The following is an 18145-nucleotide window of genomic DNA, read 5'->3' on the forward strand; positions in this document are numbered from 1 at the left end:
TCGGTGGTTCGGTGGAGGAACAGGTGGACGTGCTGGCTAGCCCTTCACGGCGCCGAGCATCACGCCGCGGACGAAGTACCGCTGGACGAACGGGTAGACCAGGAGGATCGGCAGGGTCGTGAGCACGATCGTCACGGACTTGAGGGTCGCCTCGGCCTGCACCTCGTCGGCCTCGGCGATCGCGCCGACGTTCTCCGCGCCGGTGGCCCCGGCGATCAGGTTGCGCAGATAGACGGTCACCGGCCACAGCTCCTGCTTGTCCATGTAGAGGAACGCGGCGAACCAGGAGTTCCAGAAGGCCACGGCGTAGAACAGCACCATCGTGGCGACGATCGCCTTCGACAGTGGCAGCACGATGCGCAGCAGGATGCCGTACGTGTTGAGGCCGTCGACGGCGGCAGCCTCTTCCAGGTCGGTGGGCAGGGACTCGAAGAACGCCTTCATCACCAGGAGGTTGAACACGTTGATCGCGTTGGGCACCGCGATGGCCCAGACGCTGTTCTTCAGGCCCAGACTGGTGACCAGCACGTAGTTGGGAATCAGACCGCCGGTGAAGAACATGGTGAAGACGGCGATGCCGATCAGAGCCGTACGTCCCCGGAGGTGCTTCTTGGACAGCACGTAGGCGTAGCAGGTGGTCAGCACGATCGAGATGGTCGTGGCGACCACGGTGTAGAAGACGGTGTTGCGGTAGTTGGTCCAGAACAGCGAGTCGTTCAGCACGAGCCGGTAGGTGTCCAGGTTGAACCCGCGCGGCACGAGGTTGACCTGGCCGGCGATGATGTAGCCCTCGTCGCTGAGGGAGCGGGCCAGGACGTTGACGAACGGGAACAGGGTCGCCGCCACCACGATGGTGAGCACGATCGCGTTGCACACCTGGAACACGCGATAGCCCCGGCCCTGCTGGATACCGCGAGGCCGAGCGCGGACGGGTGGGTCGCTCGCGCGGAGGGTGTCGGTGGCGTCGACGGTCACCACAGGCTCGTCCCCACCGTGCGCCGAGCGATCAGGTTCGCCGTCAGGACCAGCGTGAGCCCGATGACCGCCTCGAACAGTCCGATGGCGGCGGCGTAGCTGAAGTTGCTGGACCCGAAGCCCATCCGGAACAGGTACGTGGAGAGCACGTCGGCGGTCGGGTAGGTCAGCGGGTTGTAGAGCAGCAGGATCTTCTCGAACCCGACCGCCATGAACGTGCCGATGTTGAGGATCAGCAATGTCACCATGGTGGGCCGGATGCCCGGGAGCGTGACGTGCCAGGTCTGCCGCCACCGGTTGGCGCCGTCGATCCGCGCCGCCTCGTACAGGTCGTCGTCGACGGTGGTGAGCGCGGCGAGGTAGAGGATGGTGCCCCAGCCGACCGTCTGCCAGACCTCGGACGACACGTAGATCGTCCGGAACCATTCGGCGCGTTGCAGGAACGGCACCGCCTCGCCGCCGGCGACCTGCACGATCTGGTTGACGGTCCCGTCGACGGAGGTCAACTGCATGACCATCGCCGCGACGATCACGATCGACAGGAAGTGCGGCAGGTAGGACACGGACTGCACGAACCGCCGCAGTCGCCGGGCGCGCACCTCGTTGAGCAGCAGCGCGAGCACGATCGGCAACGGGAAGCAGAACAGCAGGGTCAGCGCCCCGAGCACCAGGGTGTTGGTGAAGACGTCCCAGAACGTCGGGTCGCTGAGGAACATCCGGAAGTACCGCAGCCCGACCCAGTACTCACCGAAGATGCTCCCGCCGGGCTTGAACCGGCGGAACGCGATGACGTTGCCGATCATCGGGAGATACCGGAAAACCAGGAAGAACAGCAGCGGCAGGATGGCGAGCGAGTAGAGCTGCCAGTCCCGGCGCAGCGACTGTCGCCAGGTGCGACGCCGACGGGGCGCGCGTGGACCGGGATCGGTGGCCTCCACCGCGGCGTCGGGTGGCGCCGGCGGCGGTGGCCGTAACGTCTCGGATGTCATCCTCGCCTCCTATGCGGAGTGCGGAACGGCCACGAGCGGCTCGATCCGCACCGACGTGAGCAGTTCCCGCTGGTGCCCGACCTGGCGTTCGGCCCCGGTGAGCCGCAGCCGCAGCGCGTCGGTCAGCTCCCCGCTCGACCGTCCGAACCGCAGCTCGACCGCGCCGGGTTCGACCACACGCTGGCCGGTCCGGCCGGTGAACGACGTGACGTCGGCCGGTACGCCGAACGTCACCTGTGCCCGCGCTCCAGCCTCGAGGGGCACCCGGGCGAAGCCGACCAGCCGGTTCACCGGGCGGGTGGTCTGCGCGACGGGGTCGTGCAGGTAGAGCTGCACCACCTCGGTGCCGGCCCGGTCACCGCTGTTGTGGACGGTGATCCGCACCCGGACCTCGCCGTCCACCGGCCAGGGGGTCGCCTCGTCCCGATCCGCGTCCACCGGCGTCACGACGGTGGCGTCGGACCACTCGAACGTGGTGTAGCTCAGGCCGTGGCCGAACGGGTACGCCGGGGTCGGGTCGATCGAGGACACCTTGTTGCGTCGCCCGAGCGGCGGCGACAGGTACGTGCCCGGCAACCCGCCGGCGTGGCGGGGCACGCTGACCGGCAGTCGCCCGGACGGGTTGACCGCGCCGGTGAGCACCTCCGCGAGCGCCTGCCCGCCGAGTTGACCGGGGAAGAACGCCTGCACGACGGCCGCCGCCGTGTCGAACTCCGGCCCGAGCGCGTACGGTCGGCCGGTCATCAGCACCAGCACGACCGGGGTACCGGTGGCGAGGACAGCCCGGACGAGGTCGGCCTGCACTCCGGGCAGCCGCAGGTCCGCGGCGTCGCAGCCCTCGCCGGAGGTGCCCCGGCCGAACATTCCCGCGCGGTCCCCGACGGCGAGCACGCACACGTCCGCGCCGGCCGCCGCGGCCACCGCGGCCGGGATGCCTGAGGCGTCCTCGCCGGTGACGGCGCAGCCCGGCTCGTGGGTGAGCAGTGGAACACGCCGGGCCAGCTCGTCGCGCAGCGTCGGGATCTCCACTCCCAGGCCGTGCTCGGGGTGGTGGACGCCGACGTGGTTGGGGAAGGTGTAGCAGCCGAGCATGGCCATCGGGTCGTCGGCGAGCGGACCCACCAGGGCGACCCGGGTCGCGACGGGCAGCGGCAGCGCGCCCGTGTTGCGCAGCAGCACGATGGACTCCCGGGCCAGGCGTACGGCAACGTCCCGGCTGACCTCGTCGTCGAGGCGCAGGCCCGCGGCGTCGTCGGGCAGGGCCCGCCAGTCCTCGTCGAGCAGCCCGAGTTCGACCTTCTGGACCAGCACCCGTCGGGCCGCCCGGTCGATAAGCGCCTCGTCGACCGCGCCGGCGTGGACCGCCTCCACCAGCGCCTCGCCGAAGGCGTCCACGGTGGGCAGTTCCACGTCGATGCCGGCGCGCAACGCGAGGTGGGCGGCGTCGACGGCACCCTCGGCGACGCCGTGCAGGGTCTCCAGGAACCGCACGGCGAAGTAGTCGGCGACCACGATGCCGGTGAAGCCCCACTCGTCGCGCAGCAGTCCGGTCAGCAGGTGCTCGTCGGCGGCGGCGGGCATGCCGTCGATCTCGGCGTAGGAGTTCATCACCGACCGGGCGCCGCCGAGACGCAGGGCCATCTCGAACGGCGGCAGGATGTGATCGGCCAGCTCGCGGCGGCCCATCGACACCGGGGCGAGGTTCCGTCCGCCCCGGGAGGCCGAGTATCCGGCGAAGTGCTTGAGGGTGGCCACCAGACCGGTGTTCTCCAGGCCCCGTACGTACGCCGCGCCGGTCGTTCCCACCAGGTACGGATCCTCCCCGATGGTCTCCTCGGTGCGGCCCCACCGGTAGTCGCGGGTGACGTCGAGGACGGGCGCGAGGCCCTGGTGTACGCCCGCGGCGCGCATCGACGCCCCGATCCGCCCGGCCATCTCCTCCACCAGTTCGGGGTCGAACGAGGCGCCCCAGGCCAGCGGGGTCGGGTAGACGGTGGCCTTCCAGGCGGCGAACCCGGTCAGACACTCCTCGTGCACCTGGGCCGGGATGCCGAACCGGCTGACGGCCACGATCTGCTCCTGGGACGCGGCCAGCGAGCGGGCGCCGAGCACCGGATCGACCGGCGCGGTGCCGAACGGGCGGGTGAGTTGACCCAGCCCGTACCGGATGATCGTGTCCCACGGCGGGTTGCCGTCGATCATGTCGGACTGATGCGGCGCGACGCCCTCGCCCGATGCCTCGGCGCCGACCCAGACCCCGAAGAGCTGGGCAATCTTCTCCTCGACGGACATCCGCGCGAGCAGCGCCTCGGCCCGCTCGGCCGGCGACAGCCGGGTGTTGCGCCACGGTGTGGCGTCCCCGGACGCCGGTTCACCGTCGGCGGGCAGCTGACTTGTCATGCCGAGACCCCTTAGCTCCGGCCACTATCGGCGCCGTCGTGGGACCGGTTCGTGGCGCGCGGTTCCACAATCCGAAACTTTCCGGAAACCAGAGCAACCTTTTCGGCAACCTAAGTCCGCCGCCAGAGCGTGTCAAGAGTTTCGATGGGTCCTGAGACGCCTCCCAGCCCGCTTACCTGCATCGACGACCATCGTCAACCGATCGTGCTAGGGTCTCCCGAAAATTTCGGATGCTGTATGAGGCTGCGATGACAGAGCCCCACCCGCTCGGCCCACCCGGCTCCACCACCACCATCGCGACGATCGCCCACGACGTCGGCGTTTCGGTCGCGACGGTCTCCAAGGTCCTCAACGGACGCGAGGACGTCTCCCCCGGCACCAGAGCCCGGGTCGAGGCGAGTCTCGACCGCCACCAGTACCAGCGCCGCAACCGGCGATCGTCGTCCGGCGCGCGTCGGATCGACCTCGTCTTCCACGAGTTCGACACCGGGTGGGCGATGGAGGTCCTGCGCGGCGTGGAGGCGGTGACGAGCCTCGCCGGCGTCGGCCTCGCCGTGTCGCAGCTCGGCGGCGCACACCGTCCGCCGCCACGGTGGCTCGACACCCTGCTCGGGCAACGTCCGCTGGGCGTGCTGTTCGTCCTCTGCCACCTCACCGACGCACAGCAGCAGCTCCTGCGGCGTCAGAGCGTGCCGTTCGTCGTGATCGACACGGACAGCGCGACCTCGGCCTCCGTGCCCACGGTCGGTTCGAACAACTTCAACGGCGGCCTGCTCGCCGCTCGACACCTGATCGAGCTGGGGCACCAGCGCATCGCGGTCATCTCCGGGCCACCCGACATGCTGTGCAGCCGGGCCCGGGCCGCCGGTTTCCAGTCCGCGCACGACGAAGCCGGGTTGACCCTCGACCGCGAGCTGATCCGCTACGGGAGTTTCTCCGCCGGCACCGGGCACGCCCACGGGTTGCAGCTGCTGCAACGACCGGACCGGCCGACGGCGATCTTCGCCGGATCGGACATCCAGGCGATGGGGGTGCTCCGGGCCGCCCGGCGGTGCGGCCTGCGCGTTCCCGAGGACCTCTCGGTGATCGGGTACGACAACCTGCCGCTGGCCACCTGGACCGATCCGGCCCTCACGACGATCAACCAGCCGCTGCGCGACATGGCCGGCATCGCCACCCAGATGCTGCTCGACCTGTCCGCCGGCACCGAGCCGGCGACCAGCCGGATCGACCTGGTGACCGAGTTGGTCGTCCGGGAGAGCACCGCACCCCCCGCCCCGCCACGCTGACCCTGCGAGGAACCGTGCCCGACTCCGCTGTCCGCCTCGACGAGCTCGAGCGATACGCGCCCACCATCGTCGAACCGGAGGACTTCGACCGGTTCTGGGGTGACACCCTCGTCGAGGCAGCCGCCCGTCCGGTGCTCGTCGACGTCCGCCCCGAACCCACCGACCTGCGCGTCCTCGACACCTGGGACGTCACGTTCGCGGGCTTCGACGGCGACGAGGTACGGGCCTGGTTCACCCGCCCTGCGGGCGTACCCGAACCGCTGCCCACCGTGGTGGAGTACGCCGGCTACGGGCGTGGCCGTGGCCTCCCCCACGAGCGGCTGGTCTGGCCGGTGGCCGGATACGCGCACCTGTTGATGGACAACCGGGGCCAGTCCGGGCTGTACGCCGCCGGGGACACCGCCGACCCGCACGGCGCGCCCGGCGGACCCTGGCCGGCGACCTGGGGCATCCTCGACCCGCACGACTACCACTACCGACGGCTGATCACGGACGCCGTCCGGGCCGTCGCGGCGGTACGCGCCCTGCCCGGAGTCGACGCGGGACGGGTCGCCCTGCTCGGCAACAGCCAGGGCGGGGGCGTGGCCCTGGCTGTCGCCGGCCTGGTCGACGATCTCGCGGCGGTGCTGATCACCGCGCCGTTCCTCTGCGACGTCCAGCACGCCATCGCGCTCAGCGACGCCTCGCCGTACGGCGAGATCGCCCGGTACCTGGCGGTGAACCGGGAGGCCGAGGCCGCGGTCCGACGCACGCTGTCCTACGTCGACGGGGTGACCTTCGCCCGGCGGGCCACCGCGCCGGCACACTTCGGCATCGGCCTGCGCGACACCGTCTGCCCGCCGAGCACCGGCTTCGCCGCCTACAACCAGTACGGCGCCGCGACCGGCCGGCCCGAAGCCCCGCGGCGGGAGATGCACGTGTACCCGTTCAACGGTCACGAGAGCGGAGAGGCGCTGCACGTCCGGCGGCAACTGCGCTGGCTCGCCGCGACGCTCGCGAGCTGAGCCCACCCATGGTCGGCGATCGATGCATTGCCGGTGTTAGCGATAACAAGCTATGGTGCGTCCGGGCGGGGTGAAGGGCACATCCCGACGTCCGGGTTCCTGGTCGTCGCACCATCACCCGAGGAAGCCCCATGAGCACTGTGACCCTTGGTAAACCCGTCCCCCCGACACCCGCCAGGCCCGCGACCACCCGGAGGCCCCGACGGGCCCGGCTGTGGTGGACGGCGCTGGCCGCCGTCGCGGCCATGACAGCCGCCGTGCCGGTGGCGACCGCGCCCGCGAGCGCCGAGTCCAACGGCGGGGTACGCGTCATGCCCCTCGGCGACTCGATCACCGACGGCTTCAACGTCGCGGGTGGCTACCGGATCGAACTCTGGCAGCGGTTCGCGTCCGGCGGCTACCGGATCGACTTCGTCGGCTCCATGTTCAACGGCCCGTCCAGCCTCGGCGACCACGACCACGAGGGCCACTCCGGTTGGACCATCGCGCAGATCGACGCCAACATCGTGAACTGGCTGCGCGCCACCAACCCGCGCACCGTGCTGCTGCACATCGGCACGAACGACATGTACGGCGACACCTCCGGTGCGCCGGGCCGACTGGCCACCCTGGTCGACCGCATCACCAACACCGCCCCGAACGCGGACGTGTTCGTGGCGACGATCATCCCGAAGTCCGGCGCGGACAACGTGGTCCGGGGCTACAACGCGGCGATCCCGGGGATCGTGCAGACCAGAGCCGCGGCCGGCAAGCGCGTCCACCTGGTCGACATGTACCGCGCGCTGACGCTCAGCGACCTGGCCGACGGAGTCCATCCCAACGCCACGGGTTACCGCAAGATGGCCGTCGCCTGGTACGACGCCCTGCGCGCGGTGCCCGGCAGCATCGGCGGGGACACGCCGCCGACCACCACTCCGCCGCCCACCACGCCCCCGCCGACGACCCCGCCGCCCACCACCCCGCCGCCGACCACTCCCCCGCCCACCACGCCGCCGCCGTCCGCGGGTTGCCGGGTCACGTACACGGTCAACGCCTGGAACAACGGTCTCACCGCGTCCGTCTCGGTGACCAACACGAGTAGCGGCGCGATAAACGGGTGGGCGCTGGCGTTCACGCTGCCGAGCGGCCAGACCATCACCGGCGGCTGGAACGCCAGCTACTCCCCGACCAGCGGCGCGGTAACCGCCAGCAACGTCTCCTACAACGGCACGATCGCCGCGAACACGTCGGTGGACATCGGCTTCCAGGCCACCCACACCGGTAACGCCGGCAAGCCGACCGCCTTCACGCTCAACGGCACCGCCTGCGCGGTCGCCTGACACACGCGCCCCGGACACCGAAAGCGGGGGCGGCGAGAGTTCTTCTCGCCGCCCCCGCAGTTACGGATGGCTTCGAACGCGACTCGAGTCGGACGGGCTGACCTTCGGGCCAGTCATGTGGGTCAACCCAGCGACGTCCGGATCTGCTGATGAGCCGATGCCGCGACGAGACGCGTGGGCGTAAGGTGCAGGCGGGTGACGTGGCCCAGATGCCGGCGCACCAGCGGCAGCAGGTCGGCCGGGGCGGTGGTCGGGTACCGGATGGCGAGTTCGTCAACACCCTGCTCGATGCGGGCGAGAGTTTCGGCGCTGACGTCGCTGGCCGACGCCCGTTGAAGCAGGTCGTCCGCTTCGGCTTCGTGGTCGACGGGAGCGGCGACCAGGCGGGCGAGTCTGCCGCCTGCGTTGAGCGTCTGGTCGAGGTGGCGGGCGGTCTCAAAGGTGGCCGCTTTGCTGCCGTTCTCCAGTTCGTGGAGATGGCTCTTGCCGCGGTGGGTGAGCTGAGCGAGCGCCCGCAGGGACAGGCCGGCCTGCTCACGAAGTTGCCGAAGGGTAGCGCCGAAGCGTGGGTCGACGTGGGCCGTCATGGCGGTGCTCCCGGTAGCGGACGGGAATGGCGGCACCACCGGCCTCTACCGGGAGCACCGCCATGTCGAAGGTACCGCCCATTTGCCTGGCCCGGCACGCTTCGATGCGCGGAGCAAGGGTCCTCGGCTCATCGTCTGCGAAAGGAGATGGCCCACCAGACGCCAGCCACGACCGTTGGGGGCGGATGTGGTCGTCAGCGTGATGCCTCAGAGTCATCTTGATGCCTCTGAGGCATCACGCTCAACAGCACATCGACACGGCGGGCAGCCGATGCGGATGACCGACGCCAGCCCAGCGTGTGGTCCGCTCAGCGGGTCGCCGCGCGGTAGAGGCGGCTCACCGTCTCGGCGACGCAGACGGGCTTGTCGCCGCCGTCACTGTGCACCGTCACCGCCGTGACCATCTGCACCCCGCCGCTGACGGGCGACACCTCGGCGATGACCGCGCTGGCCCGGACGGCGGCGCCGACCCGCAGCGGCGCGGGGAAGCGCACCCGGTTGAGCCCGTAGTTGACCCCCATCGCGATCCCCTCGACGCGGTAAAGCTGGCCGGCCAGCGCCGGCACCAGCGACAGGGTGAGGAAGCCGTGCGCGATCGGGGCACCGAAGGGACCTGCCGCCGCGCGTTCCGGGTCGACGTGGATCCACTGGTGGTCGTCGGTCGCGTCGGCGAACAGGTTCACGCGATCCTGGTCGATCCGCTGCCAGGGACCGGGGCCGAGGGTCTCGCCGACCGCGGCGGCCAGTTCGTCGACGGAGGTGAAGACTCGCATGCGGGTGTCCTTAGCGCTGGAGGGTGCCTGACCCACAAACTAGCGGTGATAGTTTACGCCGTCCAGAGCGGACGGCGGCGCTCAGCGGTCGGAGGCCAGACCGGCGTGCGGTTCGGTGGCGAACGCGCGGACCAGCTCGGTACGGGAGCGGATGCCCAGCCGGTGGAAGACGTTGCGCAGGTGATGGTCGACCGTGCGGGTGGACAGGAACATCCGGGCGGCGATCTCCCGGTTGGTGGCGCCCTCGGCGACCAGTCGGGCGATCCGCAGTTGCTGACCGGTCAACAGCCGCGCCGCGGGGAGATCAGGCGGCCCGACCGACTCCCCGGCCGCGCGCAGCTCGGCCGTGGCCAGCTCGGCCCAACGACCGACCCCGAGCAGGGTGAAGGCCTCCCGGGCACGATGCAGATGCTCCCGGGCGTCCCGCGGTCGCCGGCTGCGCCGCAGCTCCTGACCGAAGAGCAGCTCGGTGCGGGCCCGCTCGAACGCCCCGGCCTCCGTCGGGTGCAGCCGCAGCGCCGTCCGGAACTCCCGCTCCGCCTCGACGCCGCCCCGGGGCGCCAGCAGCGCGTGACACCGGGCCGACAGAGCCCGGCGCAGCGGGCTCGCGGTGCTGCTCGCCCACCTGTCGAAGGCCGCGAGCGCGGCGGTCGCCGCCGGGCGGTGCGGCAGGTGGGCGGCGGCCTCCACCAGGTACGGGGTGGCCATCACCTGGACGAGCACCTGGCCTCGGCCGGTGCCGAGGCGGGCCAGCGACGCGAGTCGGTTCGCCGCCTCGGCGTGCCGGCCGTCGACGAGGTCCAGGACGGCCAGCGCCCAGCCGGCGAGCGCGTGCGGTCGGCTGCCCGGCGTCGGCGTCGTACCGATCTCCCGGATTCGCCGAAGGCAGTTCTCGCGGTCGGCGCGCACGGCCGCGAGCACGGCGAGCATGCCCAGGTGGACGTTCGCGCAGTTGAACTGCCCGGTGGCGCGCGCGACCCGCAGCCCGTCGCGGGACGTCTCCGCCGCCGCCTCGTGCCGTCCCAGCCAGTACTCGGCGACCGCCCGCAGCTCCAACGCCCGGGAGAGCATCGACAGCTCGCCGCGCTCCCGCGCCAACCCGACGGCGCGCTCGGCCAACCGGTGCGCCGCGCCGTCCACGGCGACCACCAGCCCGGCCGCCGCCGCACAGGTGAGCGCGGTGGTGGTCAGTTCCGGCCCGGTCAGCCGGCCACCCAGCACGACGGCCCGGCGCAGCGCGGGCCCGGCCCGTTCGTGGTCGCCGCGCAGCGTGGCCGCCACCCCGGTGACCAGGCAGCCGGTCAGCTCCACCACCGGCGGATCGTTGCGCTGCCGAAGCTCCGCGGCGCGCCGGCCGACCTCCGCGTACCGGTACTGGTCGCCGGCGAAGCACACCGCCTCACCGGCGCGCGCCAGACCCTCCAGGGCGCGGGCGCGGTCGACTCCGGCCACCGTTCGCGCGGCGGTCACCAGGGTGGCTGCCGCGCCGGTGGCGTCGTCGCAGCGCAGGTCGACCTCGCCGCGCAGCAGCCCGGCGTGGCCGTCGACGACCGGGTCCGCGCAGGTCGCCCGGAGCCGGTCGAGCAGCAGGCGGGCCTGGCCGGGTTGCCCGGCGGCCCACGCGTAACGGGCCGCGGCGAGCAGGCGGGCGGCCGCGTCGAGGGGACGGTCGCTGAGCGCGGCGGCCCGGCACAGCGCCGCCGATGCCACGGCCCAGCCGGTGCGCCCGCCGGCCGCCGCCCGTTCCAACTCCTCTGCGAGGGCCGGATCGGCACCCGCGGTCGCGTCGGCGAGGTGCATCGCCCGGCGTAACCGCTGACCGTGCGGATCGAGCACGCCCGCGAGCAACCGGTGCGCGGCTCGCCGCTGCGCGAGCGGCGCGCCGGCCGCGACCATCGCGCGGGCCAGTGGCTGCGTGAACGTGACGGCTCCCGGCTCGACGCGGACCAGCCCGGCCGCCTCGGCCGGGGCGAGCGCCTCGATGGCCATCCCGGCGGCGCCGGCCGCACGGATCAGGGTCGCCGCGTCGTCCGACTCGTCGAGCGCGGCGAGCAGCAGCATCCGGCGGGTGTCCGCCGGCAGCCGGTCGAGGCGGGTCCGGTAGGCGCGTCCCAGCGCGCCGTCCGCCGGGGGCGCGGCCGGCAGCGGCTCCTCGCCACGCCACTGCCCAGGGGTGAGGACGCCGGCGAGGTCCACGAGGGCCTGCGGGTTGCCGCCGCCGACGGCGGCGAGCATGGCGCCGACCGGCACGGCCGGCCGCTCGGGCAGTCGATCGGTGAGGACGGCGACGCTGTCCCGCTCGTCCAGCGGCGACAGCCGGTACGTCACGAGACCGTCGACGGTGGCGGTGGCGTCCGCGGTGAGCAGGACGGCGACCGGCAGGCACCGCAGTCGGCGGGCCACGACCGCGAGCACCTGCATGGTCTGCGGGTCACCCCGGTCGACGTCGTCCATCGTGACGAGCAGCGGGCGCTCCCGGGCGGCCGCGGCGAGCAGCCCGAGGACGGCCACCGACAGGGCCAGCCGGCGCTCGGGCGGGCAGCCCTCCCCGTCCAACGCCCGGAACAGCAGGTGCCGTCGGGGCTCGGGGAGGGCGGCCGCGCGGTCGCGCACCGGATCGAGCAGGCGTTGCAGGCCGGCGTACGGCAGCATCGCCTCCTCGGGCAGTCCGGCCCCGGCCAGGATCGTGCAGTCCTTCGCGGCGTACCGGTGGGCGTAGGAGACCAGGGCGGTCCGGCCCGAGCCCGGCTCACCGTGCAGCAGCAGGGCTCCGCCGCCGTCGGTCACGCCGTCCAGCAGACTCCGGACGGCCCCGCACTGGTCATCCCGGCCGCGCAGCACAGTTAATTGCACTTGTGATGCAGTAACCATGCGTCACAGTGTCACTCATCGATAAGCGGATGGAAAGAGGACAGGCCGGGATCAGTCGGCCGCCACCTCGGCCAACAGCGCGCCCACCGTACGGCTCATCACCCCGCGGGCCGCGTCCACGCCCAGACCGAGGCCGTAGCGCAGCATCGACCAGGCCGGCCACATGCTCGCCGCCACCACCGCGTTGACCAACTGCCCGCGCCCGGACCCGGCACGCGCCAGCTCGGTGGCGAAAAGCTGCTCGACCTCGTCACGGACCCGGTCGATGTGCTTGAGGCGGTTGCGGTGCAGCTGGTCGGAGACCGGCTCGCGCATCTGCGCCGCCCGCGCCGACGGCGCGATGAGCTGGAGCAGCCGGGCCCGCTGCCGGCAGTACGCGTCGACGCGCTTGGCCAGCGGCAACGTGGTCGAGATCGGCCGGTATGCGGCGTCCTGCTGCCGCAGCACCTCCGCACCACTGGCCTCGAAGAGCGTCTCCATGTCCTTGAAGTTGGTCCAGAGCGTCCGCAGGGAGATGCCGGCCCGTTCGGCGATGCGTTCCCCGGTCGGCCGCAGGTCACCCTCGGCGATGAGCGCCAGGTGCGCCTCGACGATGGCCACCCTCGTGCGCTCGGCGCGGGCGGTCCGCCCGTCGACCCGCCCCGGCGCCTCGACCCTGTTCATCCGCCCCCGCCCCTTCATCGTCACGGTGCCACCCAACTCTGCGAGGAGTCTAGACAGACGGTGACAGGGTGGTACCGAGTACGCGTGGGCGGCATCATCCGGGCCGGCCGGATTGCATTCACGGTGCAAATAGTAAGAGTATTCATCGGCGTCGGTCAACGCCACAGGACGGCGCGCACGGACGCGCGCGGTCGTACGACCCGGGCGTGGTCACCCCCGGGTCGTACGACAACGTGGCGCGCGTCAGGAGGCGGTCGGCACCCCGTTCGCCGGCGGCGCTACCGGCGCGGCGGTGTACTCCTTGACCGGCCCGTCCCTCTCGTCGGTCTCGTACGTCGGCCCGAAGTAGCTCTGGACTCCCCCGCTGACCCGGCTCAACCGCTGCCCGCCGTAGCCGGAGTGGTCGTCGGCGGAGAAACGCAGCGGCGCGAGGCCGGGACCTTGGAAGCCGCCCTTCTGGACCGCGTCGATCACCTTCTCGCGGGTGACGTCCTTACCGGCGGCGAGCAGCACCTGCACGAAGAGGTAGCCGACCGACATGCCGTAGACGGTGTTCCCGTCGAACGGCGCGTCACCGTTGTGGGTTTTGTTGATCTTCGTGAAGAGCTGGATCCACGGGTTCGCGGTGTCGTTCTGCATCGGCAGGTAGTTGGTACCGACCATGCCCTCCAACAGCGGCGCGGCGGCGCCGAGCTGCTTGGCCAGGGTCGGCTGGTCGGCGCCGACGTTGGACACGAGCCACTGGGGCTTGAAGCCCAGCCGTGCGGCGGTGCCGATGGAGAGCGCGGTGAAGCCGGGCACCGTCGCCAGCACGACGACCTGGCAGCCGGCCGCCTTGAACGCGCCGATCTGCGGCGCGACGTTGGTGTTGCTGGTGACGTACGTCTGCTTGACCGTCACCGCGCCGGCCCCGAGCACCTTCTCCACGCCAGCCAGGCTGTCGCGGCCGAAGTCGTCGTCCTGACCGAGGAAGCAGACCTTCTGGCCGGCCAGGTTCGCCTTAGCGTAGTTGGCGAGGATCTTGCCCTCGACGGTGTAGTCCGGGTTGAAGCCGAACGTGCCGGGATACGTCTCGGGCTGGTCCCAGCTCCGACTGCCGGAGGCGACGAAGAGGTCCGGCACCCGGTTGCTCTTGAGGAAGTCGAGCACTCCGCTGTGCGTCGGCGTACCGAGGCCGTTGAGGACGGCGAACACCTTGTCCTGCAACACGAGCTGGCGGACGACCTGCTGGGTGTTGGCCGGGTTGTAGCCGTCGTCCATGATCTTGTAGGTGATCTTCCGACCGTGCACGCCGCCGTTGGCGTTGACGTAGTCGAAGTACGCCTTCGTCGCCGGCGCGATCTTCGAGTAGCCGGCCGACGCCGGCCCGGTGAGGGGCATGTGGGTGCCGACGACGATTTCGGTGTCGGTGACTCCCGGCACGGACCTTCCGCCGGAGGTGGGGCCGTCGTCGCCGCCACAGGCGGCGACGGCGGCGAGCAGGGCGATGGTGGTGGCGATCGCGAGACCGCGTCGCGCCGTAGGGTGCATGGGAAACACCGACCTTTCTCGGTCTGGTTCTGCGGAACGGTGTGGTGGTGAGGCGCCCGGCGAGAGGCCGGACCGGGAACAGTTCAGGAACGCCGAGCCGGCCAGCGGGCCAGCAGCGCCCGGCCGAGGCGGGCCAACAGGCCCTGCACACCGCCGGGCGCGGCGATCATCACGACGATCAGCGTGACTCCGAAGATCGCCAGCGGGAGGTTGCCCTCCAGTCGCTGCGCCACCCCCGGCGACAGGGTGAGCAGCTCGGTGACGGAATGGGTGAGATCGGGCAGGGCGACCAGCAGCACGGCCCCCCAGAGCGCGCCGGCGAGACTACCGAGACCGCCGATCACCACGGCCATCAGCAGGAACAGGGACAGCGTCAGTGAGAACGCCCCGGGCGAGACACTCTGCGACAGCACCGCGAGCAGACCACCGCCGAGCCCGGCGGTGGCGGCGCTGACCACGAATGCGAGAACCTGCGTACGGGCCACGTGGATGCCGGCGAGTCGGGCCGCCACCTCGTCGTCGCGGACGGCCCGGAAGGTCCGCCCGTACCGGCTGCGGACAAGGTTCGCCAGCAGGAGCAGCGCCAGCAACGTGGCGGCCGCCGAGATCCAGAGCTGCCACCGCTCGTAGGGGAAGTAGGGGCCGAGCGCCAGCGGCGGCGGCTCCACCGGCACCGACAGCCCCTGCTCGCCGCCCAGGACACCGTCGAAGGTGACGGCCAGCGCCGGCACGACGACGGCCACGGCGAGCGTCACCCCGGCCAGGTAGGGGCCGCGCAGGCGGGCCGCCGCCACACCGACCACCGCGCCGACCGCGACCGTGCCCAGTACCGCCGCGAGCAGCGACACCGGCAACAGCCAACCGCCGGTCAACCCCCGGTCGGCGAACGCGTTCTGGCACAGCGCCACCGTGTACGCCCCGGTCGCCATCAGTGCCCCGTGCCCCAGCGAGAGCTGGCCGTTGAGTCCGGTGAGGACGGTCAACCCGGCGGTGGCGCACAGGTACGCCGCGATCGTGGCGAGCTGGAAGTTGCGGAACGGCTCGACGGCATAGCTGACCGCGACCAGTAGCAACCCCACGGCGAGCGCGACCGCGAGGTGTCGCAGCAGCGTGGAGCCGCGTCGGGACTCGACCGGTCGGTCGCCGGTGTCGGCCGGCCGGTGTTTCGGCGGCACGGCCGCCCGGGTCGCGCTCACACCCGCCTCGCCGTGACCGGGGCGAACAGGCCGCCGGGCCGTACCAGCAGTACCGCCAGCAGCAGCACGAGCACCGCCAGCGGGGTGAGGTCACTGCCGGCGTACCCGCTCACGTAGGACAGCAGCAGCCCCACCACGAGGCCGCCGACGACCGCGCCCGGTGGACTGTCCAGGCCGCCGACCACCGCTGCGGTGAACGCCGAGACGAACACCAGGTCCATGGCGTGCGGGTGCAGGCCCAGCTCGGTCGGGATGACCAGCATCGCGGCGAGCGCGCCCACCCCGGAGGCGAGCGCCCAGCCGAGCGTCAACATGCCACCGACGTTCACCCCGAGCAGACGGGACACCTCCGGCGCGAACGCCGCAGCGCGCATCCGCAACCCGATCGCGGTACGGGCGAACATCCAGGCCAGCCCGCTGACCACCACCGCGATCGTGGCGAAGACGAACAGGTCGTACGGCGACAGCACGGCGACCCCGCCCACGCTCAGGGCGGACCGACTGAACGGGACGTCGGCGGGGCGGAACTCGTTGCCGTACACCATGCCGAGCACGGCCTGGATCAGCAGCACCAGGCCGAGCGCGACGATGACCGGATTGAGCGGCGAGGCGTGGTCGACGTGCCGCATCACGACCCGGTCCACCAGCGCGCCGAGCAGCAGGCCGGCGACGATCGCGACGACGAAACCGAGCCAGAAGAAGCCGGTCGCGGCGGTCACCGAGTACGCGACGTAGGCGGCGGCGACGGCCATGGCCCCCTGGGCGAAGTTCACGACTCGCGCCGCCCGCCAGATGAGCACCAACGCGAGCGCGAACGCGGCGTACACCGCGCCCCGGGACAGGCCGTCGACGGTGAGGAAGACGAAGCGGTCCAACTGTCCTCCCTTCAGAGGGGACACCGGTGGTGGTCAGAAACCGAGGTACGCGTGGCGCAGGTCGACGTCGTCACGCAGCGTCTCCGCCGGAGCGGCGATCACCACCTGACCGAGGGACATCACGACGCCCTGGTCGGCGACGGCGAGGGCACTGCGCACGTTCTGCTCGACCAGCAGCACCGTCAGGCCGGTCCGGTCGCGGAGCTGCCGCAGCAGCGCCATGATCCGGGCGACCACCCGGGGCGCCAGGCCGAGCGACGGTTCGTCCAACAGCAGCAGACGTGGCCGGCCGACCAGGGCCCGGCCGAGCGCGAGCATCTGCCGCTCCCCTCCGGAGAGCTGGTGACCGAGGTGCCGGCGACGCCGCGCCAGGGGCTCGAACAGCTCGTAGACCTCGTCGAGGGCGCGGCGCGCGTCCGCCCGGTCACGCCGCCACAGCCCGCCGAGCCGCAGGTTCTCGTCGACCGTCAGCTCGCTGATCACACCCCGGCCCTCCGGGACGTGGGCCATGCCGCGCCGCACGAGCTGCTCCACCGGCGTACCCCGCAGGTCCTCGCCCGCGAGGACGACCTGGCCGGCGCTCGGACGGATCATGCCGGAGAGCGCCCGCAGCAGCGTCGTCTTGCCGGCGCCGTTGGCGCCGACCACGGCGGCGATGGTGCCGGCCGGCACGGTGAGGTCGACGGCCCGCAACACCGGCGCGGCGCCGTAACCGGCCACCAGCCCCCGGACCACGAGCAGGTCCGGCGCGCTCACGGTGCGGCCTCCTCGACGAGGGCGCCCAGATACGCCTCGGTGACCGCCGCGTCGTCGCGGATCTCGGCCGGCGTCCCGGTGGCGATCACCCGACCGAAGTCGAGGACCACGATCTCGTCGCAGACGGCCATCACCAGGTCCATGTGGTGCTCGACGAGCAGCACGGCGCACGGGTCGGTGTCGCGGCGAGGGAGCTGCCGCACCAGCTCCGCGAGGTCGGCGATGTCGTCGGCGCCGAGGCCACCGGCGGGTTCGTCGAGCAGCAGCAGCCGGGGTCGCGCGGCGAGCGCGCGGGCCAGGGCGACCCGCTGGCGTACGGCGAAGGGCAGCGTGCCCGGCGCCGCCCCGGCGTGCTCGGCGATGCCCAGACCGTCGAGGATGTCCAGGGCGTGCCGACGGAGTCGGTGCTCGTCGCGGTCGCTGCGGGGCAACCCGAGCAGTGCGGCCCCGAACCCCGCACGGGCGGTGTGCGACGCGCCGGTCATCACGTTCTCCACGACGCTGAGGCCGGCGAAGAGCCCGGTCCCCTGCAGGGTCCGGGCGATGCCGAGCCTGGTCAGCCGGTGTGGTCGGGGTCGCAGCGGCCGGCCGTCGAGGGTCAGCGAACCCGTGTGCGGCGGAACGAAACCGCAGATCACGTTGAACAGTGTGGTCTTGCCCGCGCCGTTGGGCCCGATGACGCCCACCACCCGGTTGGGTGGCACCCGGAGCGAGACGTCGTCGAGGGCGGTGAGGCCGCCGAAACGGACGCCGATGTCGTGCAGTTCGAGGCCGCGCTCCATGCACCCATCCCTCTGCCGTGGCGGGTGTTATTTACACTCGCAGTGTACGTTTCTCGGTTATCGCGTCAAGACCCTTCGATGCGGCAACGCGAGCGGGACGGCCGCCCGACGGCGGCCGTCCCGGTTCACGCGCCCA

The 18145-nt window shown here is 71.9% G+C and carries 14 protein-coding genes and 1 pseudogene; 3 read left to right on the forward strand and 12 right to left on the reverse strand.

Features of this window, described 5'->3' with window-relative positions:
* Positions 1–36: 36 nt before the first annotated feature.
* From ABZU91_RS22210 to ABZU91_RS22220, 3 genes are read right to left on the reverse strand one after another with little or no spacing between them, the layout of a single operon-like run.
* A complete protein-coding gene (locus ABZU91_RS22210) occupies positions 37–975 on the reverse strand; it encodes a carbohydrate ABC transporter permease (RefSeq protein ID WP_355243509.1) in 939 nt (312 codons plus the stop codon).
* On the reverse strand, positions 972–1964 hold the full coding sequence (locus ABZU91_RS22215; protein ID WP_355243512.1) for an ABC transporter permease subunit: 993 nt from the start codon (positions 1962–1964) through the stop codon (positions 972–974). The genes ABZU91_RS22210 and ABZU91_RS22215 overlap by 4 nt, the downstream gene beginning before the upstream one ends.
* A gap of 9 nt (positions 1965–1973) precedes the next feature.
* On the reverse strand, positions 1974–4364 hold the full coding sequence (locus ABZU91_RS22220; RefSeq protein ID WP_355243515.1) for a glycoside hydrolase family 3 N-terminal domain-containing protein: 2391 nt from the start codon (positions 4362–4364) through the stop codon (positions 1974–1976).
* Between the two features lie 248 nt (positions 4365–4612).
* On the opposite strand from ABZU91_RS22220, the gene ABZU91_RS22225 reads away from it, so the two are divergent.
* The 3 genes from ABZU91_RS22225 (at position 4613) to ABZU91_RS22235 (ending at position 7976) form a co-directional block, all read left to right on the forward strand.
* Positions 4613–5653, forward strand: coding sequence for a LacI family DNA-binding transcriptional regulator (locus ABZU91_RS22225; RefSeq protein WP_355243518.1), 1041 nt, complete (start codon positions 4613–4615; stop codon positions 5651–5653).
* 14 nt (positions 5654–5667) lie between these two features.
* A complete protein-coding gene (locus tag ABZU91_RS22230; RefSeq protein ID WP_355243521.1) occupies positions 5668–6657 on the forward strand; it encodes an acetylxylan esterase in 990 nt (329 codons plus the stop codon).
* A gap of 245 nt (positions 6658–6902) precedes the next feature.
* The gene (locus ABZU91_RS22235) at positions 6903–7976 is read left to right on the forward strand and encodes a cellulose binding domain-containing protein (protein ID WP_355243590.1); all 1074 of its coding nucleotides are present in this window, start codon (positions 6903–6905) and stop codon (positions 7974–7976) included.
* 188 nt (positions 7977–8164) lie between these two features.
* Here ABZU91_RS22235 and ABZU91_RS22240 read toward each other — a convergent pair.
* From ABZU91_RS22240 to ABZU91_RS22280, 9 genes and pseudogenes are all read right to left on the reverse strand, one after another.
* Positions 8165–8563, reverse strand: a pseudogene (locus ABZU91_RS22240) (helix-turn-helix domain-containing protein); the annotation flags it as partial.
* Between the two features lie 308 nt (positions 8564–8871).
* Entirely contained in the window at positions 8872–9336 is a 465-nt protein-coding gene (locus ABZU91_RS22245; RefSeq protein ID WP_355243524.1) for a MaoC family dehydratase, read from the reverse strand.
* A gap of 81 nt (positions 9337–9417) precedes the next feature.
* Positions 9418–12207 (reverse strand): AAA family ATPase, encoded by a 2790-nt coding sequence (locus ABZU91_RS22250; RefSeq protein WP_355243527.1) that lies wholly within the window; start codon positions 12205–12207, stop codon positions 9418–9420.
* Between the two features lie 51 nt (positions 12208–12258).
* On the reverse strand, positions 12259–12870 hold the full coding sequence (locus ABZU91_RS22255) for a TetR/AcrR family transcriptional regulator (protein ID WP_355243529.1): 612 nt from the start codon (positions 12868–12870) through the stop codon (positions 12259–12261).
* Positions 12871–13113: 243 nt separating this feature from the next.
* The gene (locus tag ABZU91_RS22260) at positions 13114–14400 is read right to left on the reverse strand and encodes an ABC transporter substrate-binding protein (RefSeq protein ID WP_355243531.1); all 1287 of its coding nucleotides are present in this window, start codon (positions 14398–14400) and stop codon (positions 13114–13116) included.
* Positions 14401–14483: 83 nt separating this feature from the next.
* A complete protein-coding gene (locus tag ABZU91_RS22265) occupies positions 14484–15596 on the reverse strand; it encodes a branched-chain amino acid ABC transporter permease (RefSeq protein WP_355243533.1) in 1113 nt (370 codons plus the stop codon).
* Positions 15593–16471, reverse strand: coding sequence for a branched-chain amino acid ABC transporter permease (locus ABZU91_RS22270; protein ID WP_355243536.1), 879 nt, complete (start codon positions 16469–16471; stop codon positions 15593–15595). The genes ABZU91_RS22265 and ABZU91_RS22270 overlap by 4 nt, the downstream gene beginning before the upstream one ends.
* Before the next feature lie 33 nt (positions 16472–16504).
* Positions 16505–17227, reverse strand: coding sequence for an ABC transporter ATP-binding protein (locus ABZU91_RS22275; protein WP_355243539.1), 723 nt, complete (start codon positions 17225–17227; stop codon positions 16505–16507).
* Positions 17224–18009 (reverse strand): ATP-binding cassette domain-containing protein, encoded by a 786-nt coding sequence (locus ABZU91_RS22280; protein ID WP_355243542.1) that lies wholly within the window; start codon positions 18007–18009, stop codon positions 17224–17226. Before ABZU91_RS22280 ends, ABZU91_RS22275 begins: the two co-directional genes overlap by 4 nt.
* Positions 18010–18145 lie beyond the last annotated feature (136 nt).

Origin of the sequence: Micromonospora sp. NPDC005174 (assembly GCF_040608495.1) — a bacterium.
GTDB lineage: Bacteria > Actinomycetota > Actinomycetes > Mycobacteriales > Micromonosporaceae > Micromonospora.

Excerpts from the sequence above, each read along its gene's own strand:
- ABZU91_RS22215 (WP_355243512.1), bottom strand. The coding sequence starts at position 1,964 with ATGACATCCGAGACGTTACGGCCACCGCCGCCGGCGCCACCCGACGCC.
- ABZU91_RS22225 (WP_355243518.1), top strand. The coding sequence starts at position 4,613 with ATGACAGAGCCCCACCCGCTCGGCCCACCCGGCTCCACCACCACCATC.
- ABZU91_RS22280 (WP_355243542.1), bottom strand. The coding sequence starts at position 18,009 with ATGGAGCGCGGCCTCGAACTGCACGACATCGGCGTCCGTTTCGGCGGC.
- ABZU91_RS22235 (WP_355243590.1), top strand. The coding sequence starts at position 6,903 with ATGACAGCCGCCGTGCCGGTGGCGACCGCGCCCGCGAGCGCCGAGTCC.
- ABZU91_RS22220 (WP_355243515.1), bottom strand. The coding sequence starts at position 4,364 with ATGACAAGTCAGCTGCCCGCCGACGGTGAACCGGCGTCCGGGGACGCC.
- ABZU91_RS22255 (WP_355243529.1), bottom strand. The coding sequence starts at position 12,870 with ATGAACAGGGTCGAGGCGCCGGGGCGGGTCGACGGGCGGACCGCCCGC.
- ABZU91_RS22245 (WP_355243524.1), bottom strand. The coding sequence starts at position 9,336 with ATGCGAGTCTTCACCTCCGTCGACGAACTGGCCGCCGCGGTCGGCGAG.
- ABZU91_RS22260 (WP_355243531.1), bottom strand. The coding sequence starts at position 14,400 with ATGCACCCTACGGCGCGACGCGGTCTCGCGATCGCCACCACCATCGCC.
- ABZU91_RS22250 (WP_355243527.1), bottom strand. The coding sequence starts at position 12,207 with ATGGTTACTGCATCACAAGTGCAATTAACTGTGCTGCGCGGCCGGGAT.